We start from the raw sequence: 15,631 nt of genomic DNA on the forward strand, positions 1-15,631 counted from the left end.
TTTAGCACGCTGGGACCACTTCTCAAAACTGTAGGGGCATGGACTTGAAGGCTGGTTGGTCAAAGCGCTTTGCGCCCTTGTACCAAGCGTTCCTCCAAGTAGGGGCCGTAAAAGTCGGGCAAATAAGCCCCTTCCATGCGTTCGGCCACCTCTTTGCCACCAGGCCCAAAAAACAAAAGGGTGGGCGTGATCGAGACTTTCCACTGCCGAGTCAACTCGTCGTGTGTGGTCAACTTGCCGGCAAAGTCGAGCACAGGCTGGTTGTTGCGCATGTCGACCTGGACGATGGGCGTGCCCGCTTTGTGCATAGGGGAGAGATGGCTTTGGCGCGCCTGACGGCAAAACACACAACCATCGAGGCTGACCATGACGATCAAGGGCTGCTTGTTTTTCAGCGCACGCGCCAATTCGTCGGGCAGCGACTGGGCTGCAGGCAGCGTAGCAGCCGCACCTCTGGGCGCCTGCACTTGGGCCATTGCCGGCAGCGCAGTCAAAGACGCACCCGCCCACACCAGCCATTCGCGGCGTCGCGGCGCCAACAAGGGAAATAAACTTGAATCAAAGGCCATGAATTGCGAACCGTGGACAATAGAGGGTTTTGCGTTGCACGCCATCTGACTGTACACGCAATGCCCTTTTATATAAGAAATCAGTGAATTATTGGAGCCATCCATGAATCTCGCAAGCTTGCTCGAAAACTGGGGCGATTCAAATGTCTTGGCCATGGCTGGCGCCTTGGTGGGTTTTATTTTTGGTTTTGCCGCTCAACGCACCCGCTTTTGCGCCCGAGCCGCTGTGTTGGAGTGCTGCGAAGGCCGCACGGGTGAACGCTTCAGCGTTTGGTGGCTGGCCTTTGGCGCTTGCTTGCTTGGCGTGCAGTCCCTGGTTTTGATGGGTTGGCTCAAGCCTTCAGATTCGCGCTACATCGGTCCAGCCGGCAGCATTTCCGGGGCGGTGCTGGGTGGTTTGTTGTTTGGCGCAGGCATGATCTTGACAAGGGGCTGTGCCAGCCGTTTGCTGATTTTGTCGGCCAACGGCAATTTGCGGGCCTTGCTGTCGGGTTTGGTTTTTGCGGTCACGGTGCAAGCCAGCATCGCCGGATGGCTGGCTCCCGCCCGTCAAGCTTTGGCCAATGGGTGGCTCGTCGACGGTGGGCCCTCGCGAGATTTGTTGCAAATTTCGGGCTTAGGCCCCCACGGCGGTATGGCAATCGCTTTGCTGACCGTGCTCATCGGTGTGTATTTTTTCTTCAAGACCCACCCACACCGTTGGGGTTTGGCGCTGGGGTCGATCCTGGCCGGTTCGAGCATCGCGATGGGCTGGGGCCTGACGCAAGCCATTGCATCCCAGTCTTTTGAGGCGGTACAAATTCAAGGCTTGAGCTTCAGCAGTGCGTCGGCAGAAATGCTGATGCGGGCACTCTCGAGCAGCACCTCCCCCAGCTGGGGCTTCGATGCCGGCTTGTTGCCCGCCACCTTTGTGGGCTCTTTGCTCGGTGCATTGGTGGGCGGAGACTTCAAATTTGAAGGCTTCAAAACCGAAAACAAACTGGGCCATTACCTCACGGGTGCCGTGCTGATGGGTTTTGGTGCGGTGTTGGCGGGTGGCTGCACAGTGGGTGCGGGCATGACCGGCGGATCGTTGTTCTCTTTGACAGCGTGGTTAACCCTGATCGCCATCTGGCTGGGCGCAGGTTTGTCTTGGCGCATCCACCGCCGCATGGGTTGGCAAATTTGAATGCTTGATGCGCGTCAATTGCGCATTGCCCGTTAAGGCGTACATTTCATATCAGCAATCACTGATATGAATGGAGAAAACCATGTCGATGGCGCAATGGTTAGAGACGTATGGGCAAGGCACGGTGTTGGCCGCAGGTGGCGCCTTGTTGGGATTGTCGTTTGGGTTTTTAGCCCAGCGCTCACGTTTTTGCCTGCGTGCCGCGGTCATCGAGTTTTGGCACCGCCGCTTTGGCGACAAACTCTCCGTTTGGCTGTTGGCTTTTTCATCGGCGGTCATCGGCGTGCAACTCATGGTCTTGCTGGGCTGGTTGGACACGGGCACAGCGCGGCAAATCTCGGCCAAAGGCAGCATCTCTGGTGCCTTGGTTGGTGGCTTGCTTTTTGGCGTGGGCATGGTCATGACGCGGGGCTGCGCCAGCCGCTTGTTGGTGCTGTCGGCCAATGGCAATTTGCGCGCCCTGCTCTCAGGTTTGATTTTTGCGGTCACGGCGCAGGCGGCATTGGGCGGGGCTTTGTCACCGCTGCGCACGCACATCAGCAGCTGGTGGACGGTCGAGGGCGGTGCGCCCCGCGATCTCTTGGCCCTGACGGGCATGAACCACGGCGCTGGTTTGGCCATGGGCGGTATCTGGTTGGCTGCGGCCTTGTTTTTTGCCCTGCGCAGCCCGCAGCGCAATTTGTGGATGTGGCTGGGCGGCATTGGGACCGGTTTGTCCGTGGCCGCCGCTTGGGGCTTTAGCCAATGGGTGGCCGCCGAATCTTTTGACCCGGTTCAAATTCAGGGCCTGACCTTCAGCGGTCCCTCGGCCGAGTGGTTGATGCGGGTGATGCACTGGCCAGCGCCACCCGTCGGCTTCGACTTTGGCCTCATGCCGGGAGTGTTTGTCGGATCTCTGATCGGGGCCTTGATCGGACGGGACTGGAAGCTGGAGGGTTTTTCAGACGGTTACAGCATGCGCCGCTACATCGGTGGCGCCGTATTGATGGGATTTGGCTCGATGCTGGCCGGCGGCTGCGCGGTCGGCGCGGGCGTGACGGGCGGTGCCATATTTGCGCTGACCGCTTGGCTGAGTTTGGTGGGCATGTGGGTGGGCGCGGGCCTGACAGACCGCTGGCTGGATGGGGGCGCTTCAGACAAACCGACTGCCCTGCCTGCCGAGGGTTTCAAGCTCCCCTGAGGCAACAAACCTTCATCGCGACCAGGGCGTCGAACCCACAAGAGTTGTACTGGATTTTTGCGGCAGCCCCGACCACGGATCGTTGAGCGACTTATTTCCCGCTCAGGTATTCCGCCACTGCGGCCATTTCCAAAGGCGACATTTTGCTGGCGATGGCGTGCATCACGGCGTTGTCGTTGGTGCGCTCACGCTGGTTGAACTGTTTCAGTTGCGTTTCGGTGTAGCCCGAATACTGCCCGGCCAATCGCGGCAAGGCCGTGGTGCCTTTGGCCTCAGCCCCGTGGCAGCTGGCGCACGAAGCCAAGCCGCTGTACTTGTTGCCGTTGTGATAAATGTATTTGCCCACGGCCGCCAACCCCGCGTCTTTGGACGGTTCCACCTCGGTTTTTTGCTTTTCAAAGAACTTGCCCAGCGCCACCATTTCATCGGGGGTGAGCTTGGCCACCATGTCGGCCATGGCAGTGCTCTTGCGTTTGCCGGATTTGAAGTTCTCGAGCTGCTTGGCGGTGTACTCCCAGTGCTGACCGGCCAGACGCGGGAACACTTCACTGGACGATTCACCCTCGGCGCCGTGGCACACAAAGCAGGAGCCACCCACGATTTTTTTTGCGCGGGCCTCGTCGGCCTGCGCCATGGCCGATGGCGACCACCCAGCGGCGCAGAGCCACAAAACTGCGGAGGCCCAACGGCCTGGGGTAAAGCGTGTGTCCATGATTGACCTCAACATCGAACGCATGTCAGAAAATTCAAAAAAATTGCCGTAAAAAAAGCCGCGAGTCGGGTGACTGCGGCGTTTGGGGCCAGCGCCATCAAGCCAGTGTGTCGGCCCAGATGTTGCGAGCCCAGGCTTGGGCGTAACGGCCTTCGAGTTCGTTGGCCGCGCTCGACACACCGCCAGAGCCAGGCACGGTGAGCATGGTCTTCTTTTCGGCGTCGTACTTGTGCACGCTGGCGACGTGGACCACGTCTTCCGAGCTGACAAAGCTGTAGCAGGTGTTGTTGTAAATGGGCATGGGGTTGACCTCTTTGCCCATCAACAAGGCGACCACAGCCGCGGCGCAGGTTTTGCCGTGCTGGTTGGCCATGTGGCCCGACTTGGGCATGCCTGGCGCGATCTGGATGGAATCCCCCAGAACGTGCACGTTTTTGGCGGCCTTGGATTCGAAGGTCAGGAAGTCCACTTCGCACCAGCGCTTGTTGGCCGTGGCCAAGCCCGCGTTGACGGCGATGTCACCGGCACGCATATTGGGGATGACGTTGAGCACGCTGGCCTTGATGTCTTCGTTGAACTCAAACTTCAAGGTGTTGGTGGCCGCATCAACATCGGTGACATTGTGCTTGCCGCGGTACTCGACGATGCCCTTGTAGCGCTCGGCCCAGGCTTTTTTGAACAGCGGGCCTTTGGACGTCACGTCGTCGTTGGCGTCCAGAATCAGCACCTTGCTCTTGGGTTTGGCCTTGGTGAAGTACTCGGCCACTTGGCAAGCACGCTCATAGGGGCCGGGGGGGCAGCGGTAGGGGGCCAGCGGGATCGACATGGCAAACACGCCCCCGTCGGGCATGGCTTCGAGTTGCTTGCGCAGAGTAACGGTTTGTGCGCCGGCTTTCCAAGCGTGCATGACCTTGTCTTTGGCGTCCGCTTTGTTCATGCCCGGCAAGGTTTCCCACATGAAGTCCACGCCGGGTGAAACGATCAAGCGGTCATAAGCCAATTCGGACCCACCGGCCAGCTTCACAATGCGCTTGTCGGCGTCAATGCTGTTGACCCGGTCCTTGATGACCTTGACGCCGTGGCGCTTGGTCAGGTTGTCGTAGGGCGTGGTGATCTCGGTGATGGTTTTGCTGCCACCAATGACCAAGTTGGACATGGGGCAGGAAATGAAAGCATCGTTGGGTTCCACCAAAGTGACCTGAATCTTGTGCTCAGACCACATGCGCAGGTATTTGGCAGCCGTGGCACCGGAGTAGCCCCCACCGATGACCACCACTTTGGGGCCACTGCCACCAGCGACGGTGGCACAACCCGAAACCAGTCCCATGGCACCCAAAGCGGAGCCAGTCTGCAAAAAATGACGTCGTTGCATGGCGCTTTTCCTTATTTCTTTTGTGCAGCAAAGTAGCCTGCGATGGCGACGATTTGGTCGTCAGAATAGCCCTTGGCGAGCTGATGCATGATGGTGGCCGGCTTGCGGCCAGCCTTGAAGTCGAGCATTTTCTTGACCATGTCGTCTTTGTTGGCACCGGCCAGAGACTCCATACCGGGCTGAGCGCGGCCATCGGTGCCGTGGCAAGCCGCGCACGATGCGGCCCAGCTGCGCACATGCAGGGGGTCGACCTGGGCTTGGGCCAAGCCAGACAAGGCGACCAGGGCGGCCGCTGCCAGAGCGTGTTGAATCTTCATGAGAAATATCCTTGTAAAAAATCGGTCAAGCGATGACGTCAGTCATCAACACACTCAAGGGCGCAGGTACACAAATTTTTCATTGGCCTGCAGCTTGGCCACTTCGGAAACACCTGATGGCACCACTTTGGCTTCCATCAGCAGTTTGTCGGGCGAGATTTTGCGCGACACCAGGGTGTTGTTGCACACACGGAACTCCACGCCTTTGTTGACCAAGTCAGCAACACCCCCTGCAAAAGGCTGGTCCATCTGATTGGTGGCGCCGTTGATCAAAAAGTCAATGCCCAAACCATGGGTGACCACCACGATTTTGGCGGTCGGATCGGCATTGAGATGGTTGCGGATGTTGCCAATGGCCCGTGAGGCTTGGGGAATGCCTTCGCTCAGGTGATAAACCACCTTGACCTCAGCCCAGCTCAGAGTGCAGGCCAGCAGGCCGGAAATCAACAGCAGATGTTTCTTCATTCATTACTCCTTATGTATGGATGTTAGCTGGGTCCACGGCCAAAGCGTGCCCGTAAAAACCCGGCCCGAAACTGACATCGATCTTTCAATCGGTCTCACTGGCAATCTGCACACACACGGCGCGGCACAGCGTGACCACGCGGTCATTGATGATGCGGTAGAAAATTTGCACACCTTCGCGGCGCTTGCCCAACACCCCCGCTTGGTAAAGCGTATTCAGATGTTGCGACATGTTGGGCTGGGTGGTGTCGATCTCGGACAGCAACTCCCCCACGTTCTTTTCGCCGTTGCAAAGTGCACTGATGATGCGCAAGCGCATGGGGGCCGACATGACACGGAAAACCTCGGCGGCTTTTTCGAACACCTCCTCCGATTCGGTCAGGACGTGGTCTTGTTCTTGTTCTTGAGCAGTTTTGGCCATGGTTGTATTTGAATCACAGGAGCCGGGTGTCCGTCAGGCAAGACGGCAACATGCGCCATTGTGACAATTTTTGAAGCGCAACCAAACATTGATTTGTTGTTTGCTTATGCACAAATTCAACTAAAACAATCCGGGAGGCCTGCCCAGCAGGACTTCAAAGAGCGTTCAATGGCATTTTGAGGTACGACACACCATTGGCTTCTGCCGGGAAACTCACCCGCACGGATGTTGATTTGCACCGCGGGCAAGATCAGCACGGGCATGGCCAGTGAGGCATCGCGAGCGCTGCGCATGCGCACAAAATCGGCCTCGGAGATGCCGTCTTTCAGGTGGATATTGGTGGCTCGCTGCGCAGCCACTGTGGTCTCGAACATCACGCCACGGCCTTCAGGGGGATAGTCGTGGCACATGAACAAGCGCGTTTGCGGGGGCAGGCTCAGAATTTTTGGACAGATGCATACAAAGCTTGGGCGTCGCCCCCTGGAAAGTCGCACCGGGCGGAGCCCACATCCGGCATGAACAACGTATCGCCGACAAACACGGCATCACCGACTTGGTAAGCCATGCAGGCCGGCGTGTGGCCGGGCACAGGCAGCGACAGCAGACGCAAGTTGCCTATGGACAAGCTTTCCCCGTCACCCAGCAAATGGTCAAACTGCCGGCCATCCGTCGCAAAACCCGCCTCCAGGTTGAAGATGTCTTTGAACACCTTTTGCACCGCTGTGATGCGAGCCCCCATGGCCGTCTTTCCGCCCAACTGGGCTTTGAGATAAGGCGCAGCGCTCAGGTGGTCTGCGTGGGCGTGGGTTTCCAAAATCCAAGCCACTTGCAAACCTTGCTCGCGTACAAACTCCACCACCCGATCGGCAGACGTTGTGCTGGTACGACCCGATTTGGGATCGTAGTCGAGCACGGAATCGATGATGGCGCAGGCACTGCCCGGTGTTTGGTACACCACGTATGTCACGGTCCAAGTGTCTGGATCAAAAAATCCGCGTACCTGGGGCTGATCTGTTGGTGAAGAGATGGGGCTCATAAAGGGAATCCTTGGCTTCAAGCTGCGGCGCAAATTCACGCGCAAAGCTGCGCTCTTTATATCAGTCCACGCCAATATCCTCAGTTCGCAGCAGCTCTCCCGTGTCTTTTCTTGTCTAAGATGCCCGCATGCACGCTCACCACACCCTCCGACACCGCATTTTTTTGGTCCTTGAGATGCGAAGTCACAGCGACAAAAAGGCCGCCTGGGCTTTTTCTTGGTTGTTGACCTTGATGGTGTTGAGCAACGTGTTGGCCGTGATGCTGGAGTCTGTACCGTCGATTGAGCGCCAATACGGCGACAGCTTGGCCCTTTTTGACGCGTTTTCATTGGTCTTTTTCTGTGGGGAGTATTTGCTTCGCATCTGGACAGCGGCCGAGCGCAAACCACAGCGCCATGCTTCGGAAAACCGCCGGCGCTGGTCTTATGTGCTGAGTTTTCACGGCTTGATCGACTTGTTGGCCATCTTGCCCTTCTTTTTGCAGGCTTTGCTGCCGGGCTTGGACCTGCGCTTTTTGCGGGTCATCCGCATCATGCGCATCTTGAAGTTGTCGCATTACTCCTCGGCCCTGGAAGACCTGCTGGCCTGCGTCTATGCCGAAAGAGAAGCTTTCATCTCGGCGCTTTACCTGCTGACGCTGTCCATCCTCATCACCTCTTGCCTGATGTATTTTGCGGAGCACGCCTTGCAACCCGACAAATTGGGCACCATCCCCGATGCCATGTGGTGGTCCATCGTCACCATCACCACCGTCGGCTATGGCGATGTGACGCCTGTGTCAAACTGGGGCAAAGTGATCGGCGCGTTCACGGCTTTGTCCGGCGTCTTCACCGTGGCCTTGCTCACCGGCATCGTGGCCTCGGCCTTCGCTGCGCGCGTGCGCACGCACGAGCTGGAGTTCACCACCGAGGTGGAAGAACTGCTCAAAGATGGACAAGTGGACGCCAAAGAGCGGCGGACCATCGCGCATTTGCGTCAGGAATTCAGCATCACCGAAGATCACGCCCGAGCGATCATCCGGCAAATCCTGGAAGAAAAAACGCTCAGAACACCCAAAGGTCCCCAGTCCTGAGACCCGATCGTGATCCGCCACAAGGTCAGGGTTGGGCTTGACGCAACGTCCGGCTGAGCAAGACCACCGGTATCAAGCCCACCAGCACCAGCGCCAGGGAGGGCAAAGCAGCTTCACCCAAGCGTTCATCACGTGCCAATTGGTAGGCCACCACAGCGAGGGTATCGCTGTTGAAGGGTCGCAGCACCATGGTGGCGGGCAGCTCCTTCATCACGTCCACGAACACCAGCAAAGCGGCTGCCATGGTGGTGCGCTGCAGCAAGGGCGCATGCACCCGGCGCATCAGCCCCCAGCCGGTCACACCCAGCATGCGGGCCGAGTCGTCGAGACTTCCGGGAATGCGGGCATAGCCACTTTGCACAGACTGCAAGGCCACCGCACAAAAACGCACCAGGTACGCCCACACCAGCCCTAAGGATGTGGCCGTGATCCAGGCCCCCGCCGAAGATGAGGGCCATGTGGCCTGAATCCAACCTACCGGCAAGAGCAAACCGACCACCACCACCGCGCCGGGAATGGCATAACCCAAGCCCACCAGTTGAATGGCGCCTTGGCTGATGCGGTCGGCCCGGGTGCGCAAGCTGAAAGCCAGCGCCAGCGCCACGCCCACGGCCAGCACCGCCGTGACCGCGCCCAAGCGCAGGCTGGTCCAGGCCCACTGGCCAAAGCGTTCCCAAGGCATCTCGTTCGTCTCGCCCACAAAAGCACGCAGCATGATCAGCACCGGCAACACAAAGCCCAGCAGCACGGGCACGCTGCACACCGTCCACGCCACGAGGCGGCGCATGCCATGGAGTTGAACCGGCTGCGCTTCTGCCGAGCCTTGGCGCGAGCCACGCCCTTGGTTGAAGCGCATGCGCTTTTGGGCGCGTTGTTCCAGTTGCAGCAAAACCACGACCACGGCCAGCAACACGGTGGCCAGTTGCGCGGCGGCAATGCGGTTGTCCATGGACAGCCAGGCTTTGTAGATGCCCGCCGTGAAGGTCTGGATGCCGAAGTAGCTGGAGACGCCAAAGTCAGCCAATGTCTCCATGAGCGCCAGCGCCACACCTGCAGCCACAGCGGGGCGGGCCAAGGGCAAGGCAATCTCTCGAATGCGGCGCGACAAAGGGGCGCCCAGCAAGCGGGCCGCTTCCATCAGGCCAGAAGCCCGCTCCACCAAAGCGGTACGGGCCAGCAAATACACATAAGGGTAAAGCGAAAGCGTGAACACCAGCGCCGCGCCCCAAACGCTGCGCACATCGGGCCACAAGCGGCCTTGCAAACCCAGCGCCTCCCGCAAAGCCACTTGCAGCGGACCGCTGAACTGCAAAAAGTCGGTGTAGGCATACGCCACCACATAGGCCGGCATGGCCAGCGGCAAGAGCAGCAGCCACTCAAAAATACCCCGCCCCGGAAAGTCAAACAAGGTCACCAACGCCGCCGTGGCCAAGCCCAACACCGTCACGCCCACCGCCACCATCCAACACAGGCCCAGCGTGGTCAGTGCGTAGTCGGGCAGCACGGTGGCCGCCATCTCGCGCAAGATACTGGCGCTCTCGCCGCTCCACTGCAACCACGAGCCCAGGACGGCCAACACCGGCAAGGCCAAAGCCAGTGCCAAGAGGGCAAAAAACAAGGAGGGGAGACCCGACAAACAACGGGTCAAGGTGGACAGCATAGACCTGGATTGTAGGAGCGCGGGCCAACCTGCCTACAATCCAAAGCATGTTTCTAGCACTGCGCCAACTGGACATCCAATACCCCGGCAGCAACTCGCCCGCCGTGCGGGGTGTGAACCTGAGCCTGCGGGCTGGCGATATTGGGGTCTTGATTGGGCCCTCGGGTTGCGGCAAGACCACCTTGCTGCGTGCCGTCGCCGGACTCGAGCCGGTATCGGCTGGGCAAATTTTGCTGTCCGACCGGGTCGTCAGCGACAAAAACCACACCGAACCGGCCGAGCGCCGCCGCATTGGCATGGTGTTTCAAGACTATGCGCTGTTTCCCCACATGGACGTGGGCCACAACGTCGGCTTCGGATTGGCAGACCTGCCCAAGGCCGAGCGCCTTCAACGCGTGGCCGAGGTGCTGAATTTGGTGGGCCTCGAAGGCTCAGACCGGCGCTTTCCCCATGAACTCTCGGGGGGACAACAACAACGCGTGGCTTTGGCCCGAGCCCTGGCCCCCCGGCCCGACTTGCTGCTGCTGGACGAGCCGTTTTCCAACCTCGATGTGGATCTGCGCGAACGCTTGGCCCATGAAGTCCGAAACATCCTGAAAGCGGCCAAAGCCACCGCATTGCTGGTCACGCACGACCAGTTAGAGGCTTTTGCCATCGGCGACGAGATCGGCGTGATGAACCAAGGCCAATTGCACCAATGGGACGATGCCTACAGCCTGTACCACCGCCCTGCCACCCGCTTTGTGGCCGATTTCATTGGGCACGGCGTGTTCACCCCCGCCACACTGCGTGAGGTGGACGGGCATATTTGGGTCAGCACCCCCGTGGGCGAGCTGCGCGATGTGGCCGAATGCCCCCTGCCCTGCGCGTTCGAAGATGGGCAGTGCGACGTGCTGCTGCGGGCGGACGACATCGTGCACGACGACGACGCCCCGGTGAAAGCCCAAATTGTGCGCAAAGCCTTCCGAGGTTCAGAGTTTTTGTACACCCTGCGCTTGGCCACGGGCGAGCAACTCATGGCCCATGTGCCCAGTCACCACGATCACAAGCTGGGTGAATGGATCGGTATCCGGGCCGAAGTGGACCATGTGGTCACGTTCAACCGCGCTTGCCCGGTGAACGACCGCGATCTGTGCCACATGCCTTGTGCCAAGGCCGAGGCGTGCGAGCACACCGAGCCTCAGTACCAACCGGTCAAATTCATCGGATAGCGGCTCAGCTGCTGGGGCTCAGACGAGCCCGAAAATTCGGGCACGCCCTGACAGTTCAGCGTACGCAGTAATAATAAATTTCATGGGCACGGACTTCGCTTTCCGGGCGCACAGGTGAGGGGTTGGGCAACTCAGGGGCCAGCACCATTTTGTTGGCCAATGCCCAAATGCGCCCCACGGTGCGGATGCCTTGGTTCCAGTCGCCCAAGTTGGCCATGAACTCGTATTCTTCGGCGGTCGGCAGTCGGGCCTGAATGCCCTTGCATGTGCGCTCTGCGGCTTCCGCACTGTGGGTGTGGCTGATGGGCACGCCCGGCGCCCCCACCAACTCCAAGGTTCGTTGGCCGATCTGGACTTTGGATGGAAACTGGGTGTGCTGGAACTCGGCAAACAGTTGGGTGCTGATGGCCCGCATGACCAACTCAGGGCGGCCAATCGCTTGGTAGTTGTAAGTTCTGCCTGACGAGACTTGAATGTGCAGTGTCACCACCAAGTCCCCCCTGCACGATGGCGCATAGGAATAAGTGCCCCAGGCCATGGCATTGAGTTTGCCCAACATGCTGGCGTCCAAATAGCCTTGGCGTTTTTCTTCACGCAAGTCACGGGCCAAAGCAAAAATCGGGGCCGGGTTGAAGAAAGTGATGTTGCGGTTGCGTGGCTGCAGCTTGGTGTACTGGGCGTCAAGCGCTGCTTTGAGGCTGCCCTCCAGCAGCACATCCATGCCTTTACCCGCGCTGGCGCGATCCCGGTTTTGCTGGGTGTAACGGTCCAGTGCGCTGATCAAATCGATCAATTGCGCGGGGTCTGCTCCGGCATTGAGCAAAGTGACGAGCTGTTGGCTCAGTTTTTTCTGACTCTCTTGCGCCGTGCTGCCATAGGCATCTTGAAACTGGCACAGGTCTTGGCCTTTGATGAATGGCACGGTTTGCCAAACCGTGATCGGGCTGTAGTGGTCGGCCCATACCGGGAAGCAGAACAGCAGTGCCAGGAGTCCCCTGAATTTCATGCGACGTCTCAATCTAAAAAATTGAAAAAACCATTCTGATTTTTCATCTGATTATCAATCTTAGAGGTCATTCGACCTTGATCCAGCGCACCCATCCCGCCAGCGATTTACAAAATCCCCAACTCAGACCATGATGACCCCATCATGCAAACAAAATAGCTCAAGGTGATGCCATGCAGGACAAGCCCAACAAGCACGCCCTAATGACCACTGTGGACGATGCCCCCGTTGTGCAGTGGGTGCAGCAACTGCTGGAGCAGGCGGTCGCGCTCCATGCCTCTGATCTCCACTTTGAGCCTTACGAACACCAGTACCGCTTGCGTTTTCGCATCGATGGCCAATTGCGAGAAGTGGACGCCCCCCCTGCGGCACTGAAAGACCGGCTGGCCTCGCGCATCAAAGTGCTGTCACGGCTGGACATTGCAGAAAAGCGCTTGCCGCAAGACGGGCGGATGAAGTTGGTGCTGGCCAGCGGACGCACATTGGACTTGCGCGTGAGCACCTTACCCACCTTGTTTGGTGAAAAACTGGTGATCCGGGTACTCGACACCGCGCAGGCACAACTTGACCTGACACAACTGGGGTACGAAGCCGAGGACCTTGCCCGACTGATCGAGGCGATCCACCGCCCGCACGGCATGGTGCTGGTCACCGGCCCTACTGGCTCGGGAAAAACCCAATCGCTTTACGCCTGCTTGAACCGGCTCAACTCAGCCGAAGTCAACATCGCCACGGTTGAAGACCCCTGCGAAATCCAGCTCCAAGGCATCAACCAGGTGAATGTGCAAGACAAACCAGGGTTGACCTTTGCCATCGCTTTGCGCGCCTTTCTAAGGCAAGACCCGGACGTCTTGATGGTGGGTGAAGTGCGTGACCTGGAGACCGCCAACATCGCCATTCAGGCCTCTCAAACAGGCCATTTGGTGCTGTCGACTTTGCACACGAACGATGCACCCGGCACCTTGGTGCGTTTGCGCAACATGGGCACAGCACCCTACAACATCGCCGCCAGTGTGACCCTGATCACAGCACAGCGCTTGGTGCGCTGCCTGTGCACACGGTGCAAAGCGCCCATCAGATGGCCGAGCGATGTGTGCCTGAAAGCCGGTTGGCCAGCCCAATGGTTGAGCACACCATCGATCGAAGCCTTCCAGCCGGTCGGATGTGCGCACTGCCATAAAGGTTTCGTTGGGCGCACCGGCATTTTCCAAGTCATGCCCATCAGCGCCGACATGCAACGCCTGATCTTGCAAGAGGCGGGCAGCCAAGCGCTGACCGAGCAAGCCATGCGCGAAGGGGTGAGCACTCTGCGCCTGGCAGGCCTGCGCAAGGTGCAGCAAGGCGTGACCTCGCTGGACGAAGTCCTGGCCAACACCCGGTATGACGCATGAGCAGCGCCCACTTATTCGCTTGGCGAGGTCAAGACGCTCAGGGCCGACAACGACAAGGCCGACTCAGAGCCCCCACTGCGGGCATGGCCCGCGCCCTCTTGCGCAGACAGGGTGTGCGGGCATTGCGTCTGCAGCGGCTGTGGTGGGACCCAATGCCCCACGTGCGTCCCAAAGAGTTGTCGCTCATGACGCGGCAACTCGCAGCCCTGCTTCGGGCTGGCGTGCCGCTGCTGCAGTCACTGGACATGCTGTCGCGCAGCTTGTCATCCTTGACCCTGAGTGAAGTGATGCAACAGGTGCACAACGATGTGGCCGCGGGGTCTGCCTTGCACGATGCTTTGGCCCAACACCCTGCACAGTTTTCGGGGCTTTACATCAGCATGGTCCAAGCGGGCGAGTCGGCCGGCATTTTGGACACCATGACAGAGCGCTTGGCGCTTACGCTGGAGAAGAACGAAGCGTTGCGCTCGCGGGTGCGGTCTGCGCTGATGTACCCCATGGCGGTGCTGTGCGTGGCCATGGCGGTGCTGGTGTTGATTTTGGTGTTCGTGGTGCCGGTGTTCGAGGATGTGTTCAGGTCATTTGGGGCCGAATTGCCTTGGGCCACCCAATTGGTGGTGGCGCTGAGCTCGGGTCTGAGCTCTTCAGGCCCCATGCTGTTGCTGCTGGTGTTGCCGGGACTGTGGTGGTGGCGATCTTCTGCGCAACCAACAGCCGACCAGCGCGCGCCCGAGCGCGACGGGCTTGACCAGTGGCTGCTCAAACTGCCGGTCATCGGCGGGCTTTTGGAAACGGCCGTGGTGGCCCGCTGGGCGCAAACCCTGTCGGCCTTGCTGGCCGCAGGAGTCCCTTTGGTCGAGGCATTGGGCCCCGTGGCCCAAGCCTGCGATCAAAGGGTGTACATGCGCTTGACTTGGCAGCTGCAACGGCAAGTGGCACAAGGCACACGCTTGAGCGAAGGAATGGCCCAAAGCGGACGATTTGCCACCCTGGTGATTCAACTGTGTGCCACTGGAGAAGAAACGGGCGCCATGGACCAATTGTTGGCGCGCGCAGGCACATTGATGGAGACCGAACTGGACAATCGGGTCCATGGTTTGTCCAGTTTGTTAGAACCATTGATCATCCTGCTGCTGGGCGGCCTGATTGGCGGTATTCTTGTGGCCATGTATTTGCCCATTTTTCACTTGGGTCAGGTCTTTTGAAATGAACCTGGACTTCTTGACTTGGACCCTGGTGGTCCTGCTGGGCTTGGCCATCGGCAGTTTTTTGAACGTGGTGATTCATCGGTTGCCGCGCATGATGGCCGCGCAATGGGCCGCCGAAGTGGCTGCAGAGGCCCCAAGCCTAGAAACTGAGCAGGCCTTGGCGAAAAACCGCTACAACATCGCGGTCCCCCGCTCCCATTGCCCGCACTGTGGCCATGCACTGTCGTGGTACGAGAACATGCCTGTGATCAGCTATGTGTGGCTCAAAGGCTGCTGCAAACAATGCCACGCCCCGATTGGATGGCGTTACCCTGCGATTGAAATTTTTTGTGCCCTTGTGTTCAGTTGGAGTTTTGCCCACTTCGGCCTGAGCGCCCAAGCCTTGGCCTGGGCTGGTTTTGGCGCAGCCTTGCTTGCGTTGGCGGCCATTGACGCCGACACGAAGTTGTTGCCTGACGTCATCACCCAGCCTTTGGTGTGGGCCGGTTTGTTGGCGGCAAGCTGGGGACTCAGCCCCGTCAGCCTCAGCACGGCCATGTGGGGCGCGGTGGCGGGCTATTTGTTGTTGTGGTCGGTGCATTGGCTGTTCAAGCTTCTCACCGGGAAAGAGGGCATGGGTGAAGGCGACTTCAAGCTGCTGGCGGCTTTGGGTGCTTGGTTCGGCTGGCCCGCTTTGTTGTCTTTGGTGCTGATCGCTTCCCTCAGTGGCGTGGCCTATGGGATGTGGTTGCGCCTGCGCCAACGCATGCCGCAAGACGGTCAAATGCCATTTGGGCCTTTTTTGGCTTTGGCAGGTGTGTGGGTCATGGTTTGGGGCCCCTTGCCTTTCACACGGATATAAA

General features: G+C 59.2%; 14 protein-coding genes and 2 pseudogenes. 7 read left to right on the top strand and 9 right to left on the bottom strand.

Features of this window, described 5'->3' with window-relative positions:
• Positions 1–59: 59 nt before the first annotated feature.
• A complete protein-coding gene (locus ACHEXK_RS12050; protein ID WP_416546492.1) occupies positions 60–569 on the bottom strand; it encodes a thioredoxin fold domain-containing protein in 510 nt (169 codons plus the stop codon).
• 103 nt (positions 570–672) lie between these two features.
• On the opposite strand from ACHEXK_RS12050, the gene ACHEXK_RS12055 reads away from it, so the two are divergent.
• The gene (locus ACHEXK_RS12055) at positions 673–1,737 is read left to right on the top strand and encodes a YeeE/YedE family protein (protein ID WP_416546494.1); all 1,065 of its coding nucleotides are present in this window, start codon (positions 673–675) and stop codon (positions 1,735–1,737) included.
• A gap of 82 nt (positions 1,738–1,819) precedes the next feature.
• Positions 1,820–2,917 carry a YeeE/YedE family protein gene (locus ACHEXK_RS12060; protein ID WP_416546496.1) on the top strand — a complete coding sequence of 366 codons (1,098 nt, stop codon included), beginning with the start codon at positions 1,820–1,822 and terminating at the stop codon, positions 2,915–2,917.
• A gap of 91 nt (positions 2,918–3,008) precedes the next feature.
• Here the strand turns inward: ACHEXK_RS12060 and ACHEXK_RS12065 are convergent, their stop codons facing one another.
• The 6 genes and pseudogenes from ACHEXK_RS12065 to ACHEXK_RS12090 all read right to left on the bottom strand — a co-directional run bounded on the left by ACHEXK_RS12065 (position 3,009) and on the right by ACHEXK_RS12090 (position 7,240).
• Positions 3,009–3,629, bottom strand: coding sequence for a c-type cytochrome (locus ACHEXK_RS12065; RefSeq protein ID WP_416546498.1), 621 nt, complete (start codon positions 3,627–3,629; stop codon positions 3,009–3,011).
• Positions 3,630–3,726: 97 nt separating this feature from the next.
• Complete coding sequence (locus ACHEXK_RS12070; RefSeq protein WP_416546500.1) at positions 3,727–5,001, bottom strand: FCSD flavin-binding domain-containing protein; 1,275 nt, start codon at positions 4,999–5,001, stop codon at positions 3,727–3,729.
• An 11-nt stretch (positions 5,002–5,012) separates the two neighbouring features.
• Positions 5,013–5,318 carry a c-type cytochrome gene (locus ACHEXK_RS12075; protein ID WP_416546502.1) on the bottom strand — a complete coding sequence of 102 codons (306 nt, stop codon included), beginning with the start codon at positions 5,316–5,318 and terminating at the stop codon, positions 5,013–5,015.
• 54 nt (positions 5,319–5,372) lie between these two features.
• Positions 5,373–5,783 carry a DsrE family protein gene (locus ACHEXK_RS12080; protein WP_062402836.1) on the bottom strand — a complete coding sequence of 137 codons (411 nt, stop codon included), beginning with the start codon at positions 5,781–5,783 and terminating at the stop codon, positions 5,373–5,375.
• Positions 5,784–5,868: 85 nt separating this feature from the next.
• Positions 5,869–6,204, bottom strand: a complete 336-nt coding sequence (locus ACHEXK_RS12085; RefSeq protein ID WP_416546505.1) for an ArsR/SmtB family transcription factor — start codon at positions 6,202–6,204, stop codon at positions 5,869–5,871.
• 154 nt (positions 6,205–6,358) lie between these two features.
• Positions 6,359–7,240 (bottom strand): annotated as a pseudogene (locus tag ACHEXK_RS12090) (MBL fold metallo-hydrolase).
• A gap of 128 nt (positions 7,241–7,368) precedes the next feature.
• Between ACHEXK_RS12090 and ACHEXK_RS12095 the strand changes: the two are divergent.
• Entirely contained in the window at positions 7,369–8,313 is a 945-nt protein-coding gene (locus ACHEXK_RS12095) for an ion transporter (RefSeq protein WP_416546507.1), read from the top strand.
• A gap of 25 nt (positions 8,314–8,338) precedes the next feature.
• On the opposite strand, the gene ACHEXK_RS12100 is transcribed toward ACHEXK_RS12095, so the two are convergent.
• Positions 8,339–9,973, bottom strand: coding sequence for an ABC transporter permease (locus ACHEXK_RS12100; RefSeq protein ID WP_416546509.1), 1,635 nt, complete (start codon positions 9,971–9,973; stop codon positions 8,339–8,341).
• Positions 9,974–10,020: 47 nt separating this feature from the next.
• Between ACHEXK_RS12100 and ACHEXK_RS12105 the strand changes: the two genes are divergently transcribed.
• Complete coding sequence (locus ACHEXK_RS12105) at positions 10,021–11,184, top strand: ABC transporter ATP-binding protein (protein WP_416546511.1); 1,164 nt, start codon at positions 10,021–10,023, stop codon at positions 11,182–11,184.
• 55 nt (positions 11,185–11,239) lie between these two features.
• Here ACHEXK_RS12105 and ACHEXK_RS12110 read toward each other — a convergent pair whose 3' ends face one another.
• Positions 11,240–12,190 (bottom strand): hypothetical protein, encoded by a 951-nt coding sequence (locus ACHEXK_RS12110; RefSeq protein ID WP_416546513.1) that lies wholly within the window; start codon positions 12,188–12,190, stop codon positions 11,240–11,242.
• Positions 12,191–12,378: 188 nt separating this feature from the next.
• On the opposite strand from ACHEXK_RS12110, the pseudogene ACHEXK_RS12115 reads away from it, so the two are divergent.
• The 3 genes and pseudogenes from ACHEXK_RS12115 to ACHEXK_RS12125 form a co-directional block, all read left to right on the top strand.
• Positions 12,379–13,581, top strand: a pseudogene (locus ACHEXK_RS12115) (GspE/PulE family protein); the annotation flags it as partial.
• A complete protein-coding gene (locus tag ACHEXK_RS12120) occupies positions 13,578–14,786 on the top strand; it encodes a type II secretion system F family protein (protein WP_416546515.1) in 1,209 nt (402 codons plus the stop codon). The pseudogene ACHEXK_RS12115 and the gene ACHEXK_RS12120, both read left to right, overlap by 4 nt.
• A 1-nt stretch (position 14,787) precedes the next feature.
• Positions 14,788–15,630, top strand: a complete 843-nt coding sequence (locus ACHEXK_RS12125; RefSeq protein ID WP_416546517.1) for a prepilin peptidase — start codon at positions 14,788–14,790, stop codon at positions 15,628–15,630.
• Position 15,631: the final 1 nt, after the last annotated feature.

The sequence above is a fragment of the Limnohabitans sp. DCL3 genome (assembly GCF_048019295.1).
Classification (GTDB): domain Bacteria; phylum Pseudomonadota; class Gammaproteobacteria; order Burkholderiales; family Burkholderiaceae_C; genus Limnohabitans_A.